Origin of the sequence: Acinetobacter radioresistens DSM 6976 = NBRC 102413 = CIP 103788 (assembly GCF_006757745.1) — a bacterium.
Taxonomy (GTDB): Bacteria; Pseudomonadota; Gammaproteobacteria; order Pseudomonadales; family Moraxellaceae; genus Acinetobacter; species Acinetobacter radioresistens.
In genome coordinates, this window is the sequence record NZ_AP019747.1 from 1 (window position 1) to 5208 (window position 5208).

The 5208-nt window shown below is 39.5% G+C and carries 4 protein-coding genes; 3 read left to right on the top strand and 1 reads right to left on the bottom strand.

Annotated elements, in window-relative coordinates:
- Positions 1–196 precede the first annotated feature (196 nt).
- Positions 197–796: a recombinase family protein gene (locus tag ACRAD_RS16350; protein WP_005020739.1), complete on the top strand. Its 600-nt coding sequence runs from the start codon at positions 197–199 to the stop codon at positions 794–796.
- A gap of 6 nt (positions 797–802) precedes the next feature.
- Here the strand turns inward: ACRAD_RS16350 and ACRAD_RS16355 are convergent, their stop codons facing one another.
- On the bottom strand, positions 803–1318 hold the full coding sequence (locus ACRAD_RS16355; RefSeq protein ID WP_005020737.1) for a plasmid replication DNA-binding protein: 516 nt from the start codon (positions 1316–1318) through the stop codon (positions 803–805).
- Between the two features lie 373 nt (positions 1319–1691).
- Here ACRAD_RS16355 and ACRAD_RS16360 point away from each other — a divergent pair, with 373 nt between their 5' ends.
- Both ACRAD_RS16360 and ACRAD_RS16365 read left to right on the top strand, forming a co-directional pair.
- The gene (locus tag ACRAD_RS16360; protein ID WP_005020734.1) at positions 1692–1925 is read left to right on the top strand and encodes a hypothetical protein; all 234 of its coding nucleotides are present in this window, start codon (positions 1692–1694) and stop codon (positions 1923–1925) included.
- Complete coding sequence (locus tag ACRAD_RS16365; protein WP_010700403.1) at positions 1922–4861, top strand: plasmid replication protein, CyRepA1 family; 2940 nt, start codon at positions 1922–1924, stop codon at positions 4859–4861. The genes ACRAD_RS16360 and ACRAD_RS16365 overlap by 4 nt, the downstream gene beginning before the upstream one ends.
- Positions 4862–5208 lie beyond the last annotated feature (347 nt).

The following is a 5208-nucleotide window of genomic DNA, read 5'->3' on the forward strand; positions in this document are numbered from 1 at the left end:
ATAAAAAAGGATCTAGCAGCCGTTCTAATCGGGATATGGTTTTTCTGACATCTAGCACGGCGCAATAAAAGCCTATCATTGGACTATACCCAAAAGATAAGTGATAAATATTAATATAATTCTATCATTAGACTATCAATGTTAATTAAATGACATTATTATCATAATACCTAGACAAAGATAGCTAAATGATAAAATGAATACTCGAATTTATGTTAGAGCATCCACAAAAGAACAAGATGCAGAACGCGCCCTAGATAGCCTTAGAGCCTTTGCCGTTGGACTAGGACATAGCACTACTGAATACATTGAAAACCACACAGGAACGAAGCTAGAACGCCCACAGCTTAATAAGTTGCTAGATGAATCAAAGGACGGCGATATATTACTTGTTGAGAGCGTTGATAGACTTAGCCGATTAACTCAAGACGACTTCAGCACGTTAAAGCAGCGTATTAAAGATAAAGGCCTAAGATTGATTGTTCAGGATCTACCGACTACCCATGCTTTGATAAATGCAACAGATGACATTACAAGCGCGGTTTTAAGCGTTGTAAACAATATGCTGATTGATCTACTGGCCACAATGGCGCGCCTAGACAATGAGAAACGCAAGGAACGTATTAAGCAAGGCTTAGAGAGATCAGGATATGTACCAACAGGAAAAAAAGCCAACACGGAGAAGCATAAGCGTATTTTAGAGCTGGCAGCACAAGGTAACATGACAAAAGAAGAAATACGCAAAGCGGTTGGCGTGGGCGTTGCTACTGTTTATCGAGTATTAAAAACAGGCTGATGCTTATCACTTCAGGAACGCTTTAAGCCCTCGATCTAGCCGATCAAACAAGCCACGTTTTTTAGGTTGTTGCATCGTGTCATTTTGCGCCGTTGCATCATGTTGCTTTGTATCGTTGCTATTTGCTTTATACGGCGTTTCATCATGTTGCATGGCTTGATCTATGGGCGTTTCAGTATCGTTGCATGTTGTTGCTTCAGGGCGTTGCGCGGACGTTTCAGGTGCAACAAGCAGCCTTTGCAAGTGGTCAATCTGATTGTCTTTTTTTTCTAATTGTTTTGTTAATAATTCAACTTGGCTTTTAAGTATAGAAATTATTTCTTTATCGTTTGCATTACTGGCAGGCGGTTCAATAGATTGCTTTACAGGTGCAGGCGGTTCACCAAAGACGCGGATCACTTCAGCAAGATCAAACAGGCCATTGCTTAAACGCGACAGCTTGCCATTGTTCACAGCCCTATAAATAGTGGTTCTATTGACGTTAAAGCGTTTAGACACTTCAGTTAAAGAGAGGTGAGCCATATTATTTTTTCTGTATTAATTGCGATCTATGTCAAAATAATATCATCCATAAAAGCGATTAAACAGGATGCAATAATTACTTTAAAATCTTGGCTTTATATTGTAGTCTAATCTACATAGATTTAGATTTTTCTATATCTATAAAAACAAAAAAACCGCATTGGGGTGCGGTTCGTTTGCAGGCTACCGAAGTGGCCTAAATATTCATTGCTACTGTGTATTAGTTTGACGACCGACTACATAGAAGCATAAGGGGCATGCTATTTAATAACATGTTGACATTGTATCTTGATAATAATATCAGTGCAATAGCTTATGCTTTAAAACTAGAACAGTAGCCCTTTGATTTTTTAAAGAATTAATGAGGTTACACATGCACCAATTACAAAACACCATCACAGCCCCGCAAATTGCTCAAATAATCAAACGCCGTACTATCACTGTGATGCGGTGGGCGGGATCAGGAAAGCTACCCAAGCCTATTTGCCGTTTCGGTATAACTTACGTTTGGGATAAGTCCGAAGTATTTAAAGCCCTTGAAAGTCTAGGATACCTAACAGCCTCAAATGATGCGCTTTATAGCGAAAATCAGGAGGCTCAGAAATGATAAAAGGCCTCCACCATTCGCACAGTGAAAGCCCCCTAGACAAGGCAGATTATAACATAAAACAATGGCTTATTGAAAACACTAGGACGCCTAGATTACCCTTATTTAGGGATTCAATACTTAGACCGCTAAACATTGAAAACACACAGCCATTTTTAGAGGTTAGTCAGTTTGTTACCCATGAGGGCAAAGACCTTTTAGAAAGTGGCTTGGTATTGCTTCAATACGATAAAACACTAAGCAACCTTGTAGGCTTGGCGGTTCAGGATGCAGATAGAAAAACCGTTTATATTGGCCAGCAAGGTATAACGGCGTTCAATATTGAGCAAAGCATAAGAAAGGATCTTGTTCTTTGTTCTTCAAAACTTCCGATTGCAATCAAAGCAGCAGAAACAGGCTATCAAGTTGCATTATCAGACTATAAAACGCTACACAGCCATTTAGATAAGGGTGTAATGCTTTTAGATTGTAATGATCTATTTGCAGGCAAAACGCTTGCAGAGCTTACAGCTAAAGAAATGCGCCGTTTGATTGATGACGCAGCAAAGCAGGAAAAAGAGAAATCCTTAAAAGCCCAGCACCTTTATTCACTGGATGAAATCAGATACTCAAGCGATAAGACAGCCGCAGAAATACTAGATCAATTAAACAAAGAGCAAGATCCGTTTAAATGCGCCCAGCTTGCCTATGCCTACACGTTTAAGACTTTGCCTAACATTCCATACAAGGAAAGTTTAAAGGGCGTCAGAGCTAAACTAGAGGGCAAATTAAACGGCGTTATGCTGGATCTTATTCTTGAACGCGCCCAGTGGATTTTGAACGATAAAAAAAAGCAGGCATTAAAGGCCATAACAATTCATGACACTAAGCAGCACAGACATTTAGTTATCAATAATTTTGATGAATTAAACGACCTGAATTATAAGGGCGTGATTTTATTAAAAGCACCAACAGGCACAGGTAAAACGCGGAACGTAGGAAAGCCGTTTGCTGATTGGTGTATGGGGGGGAATCTACCATTCTTAGCAATTGCACACAGAACAAGCCTTATATCAGAGCTAAGCAATACTCTAAACACTGGGCATTACAAAGTAGAGCAAGAAACATATCAAATGGCCTCAAAGATGGGCATTGATCCGCAAGGTTCGATTAATTCACTTGCTGTCTGCATTAATAGCTTAGACAGTGAAGCATTTAGCAAATTTATACGAAGCGTTAAGCATTTATTTATAGATGAGATTACTCAGGTATTAGAGGCTTTTAATTCAGATACTAGCTTTGTCACAAGTAAGGAAAAAACAGACGCACGTTTGCGCCAGCTTATAGCCGAAGCTGAATGCGTTATTGTGGCCGATGCAAACATCAATCAAGACACATTAACCTTTATTGAATCATGCAGGCCTAACGAGCGTTTTAATATTGTAGAGATCAAGCCAAAGAATGAGAAAAAAATTGTCTATATTCACAGCACCAAAGAGAGCGTAATTAACAAGATAGTCCGAGATATTAACGGCCATGATAAAAATGTTTGGGTTGCATGTGATTCGGCTGAACGTGCTAGAGATGCGGACAGGGTTATTAATGGCAATTATGATATTAATTCTTTTCTAATCACTAGAAGCACAACAAAGAGTAAGGCTAAAAAATTCCTAGATAACATTGATCAGGAAAGTAAAAAATACCAAGCCATTATTGCCAGCCCTACAATCTCAAGCGGTGTATCAGTTGAGCATAGGGATGCAAACGGTACAACACAGCCTCACTTTGATTATGTTGCAGGGATTCTAACAGGCCACTCAGTAACGAGCCGTGACGCTTATCAGATGCTTGGCCGTGTACGTTATGCAAAAGAATTTCATTTATTCATTGATCAAAAGTTTACGCCGTACATTGATGCAGAAACTAAAAAAGAAGCATGGCAAAATCTATCAGGTGAAAAAGGCACAGCATTAACCGACCTGATAGCAACCATACAAGCCAATAATGAGATGGATAAGGCTAGCTTTGCAAACAATCTCTATTACTTGCTGGAATACTATGGCTTTGAAATTAGACGTGCAGAATATTCAATAAATGCAGCTATTGAGCATGAGTTAAAAGAAGCACGAGCCGAAATTAAAGAGGCTGATAGAAACGGTATCTTAAATGCCAATCCGATCACTGAAGAAGTGGCAAACAAGTATAGAAGATCATTAGACCTTACAGATACAGAGGTGTACGAGCTTAGAGCATACGATAAACGCATGCAGTTAAACTTGCCATTTGATGCTGTTTTGACTGAGCAGGATTTAAATATAAACATGGCTCAGGTTATGCGCTATAACGCCGTATTTGGGCATCATAAGGCTGTCAGAGATAAGGCAACAGATATTGCACTAAGGGACTACACGAAGCAGGCAGCGGATATATTCAAGGGCATATTTAAAGAGCTGAATATTACGGGGGGAGCTATATTTTCAGATAGTCAGGCTAGATCCGTTCTAAAAAGAATCGAGCCACATCAAAAGTATCTTGCTGCTATTGGTTTTATTCCAAAGTCATTTGCTCAGAAGAAAGAAACAAAGACAGCAGTTAAGCGATTAAAGTTACTGCTTGAGCATTTCGGGATCAAGACTGATGGAAAGAGAATTGATAATCCAGCTTTACGCAAGAAATCCGACACATTGAGTATATTGTCTATAGACAAATTGCACGAAGTGTCGGAAAACGATGGTGCAAAGGTTTATAGAATTGACGGCGCAAGTATTGAAGCTATGGAGCAGTTAGCAGATAGGTACGCTATAAAAACAAAGACTATCGAGCTTAAAACAGTATCAGATCAGGTACAGGACAAAGAGCCAAGCAATGAAAGCCCATATTTCGCGGATATGCCAAGCAATGCAGGCTTTTATGCTATAGATCCCGATGACGACTATTGGCAGACAGGGACAGGCTAACTGGACACATTGAGCCTTTTTTCTATAGAAATTAAATAGCCTAAGTTGATTTGCTTAGGCTACTTCCACCCTTATAAAAAAAGAGAGTTTTCGGCTATCTATAGATTCCGATAAAACCATTGAACAGCTTATTTTTGCGACCCCCTAAAGGGACTAGCTATTTTCGGAGCATTACGAGCAGAGTTTTCGGATAGGTACGCGCGCGGACTTGATAAAACTTGATAAAACCTGACAAAACCTGACATTTTTTAGAGTCCATAAAAAAGGATCTAGCAGCCTGGGCGTGTATTTTCTTTAGTCCATAAAAAAGGATCTAGCACACCCCGAACGTGTAATTTTCCGACCCC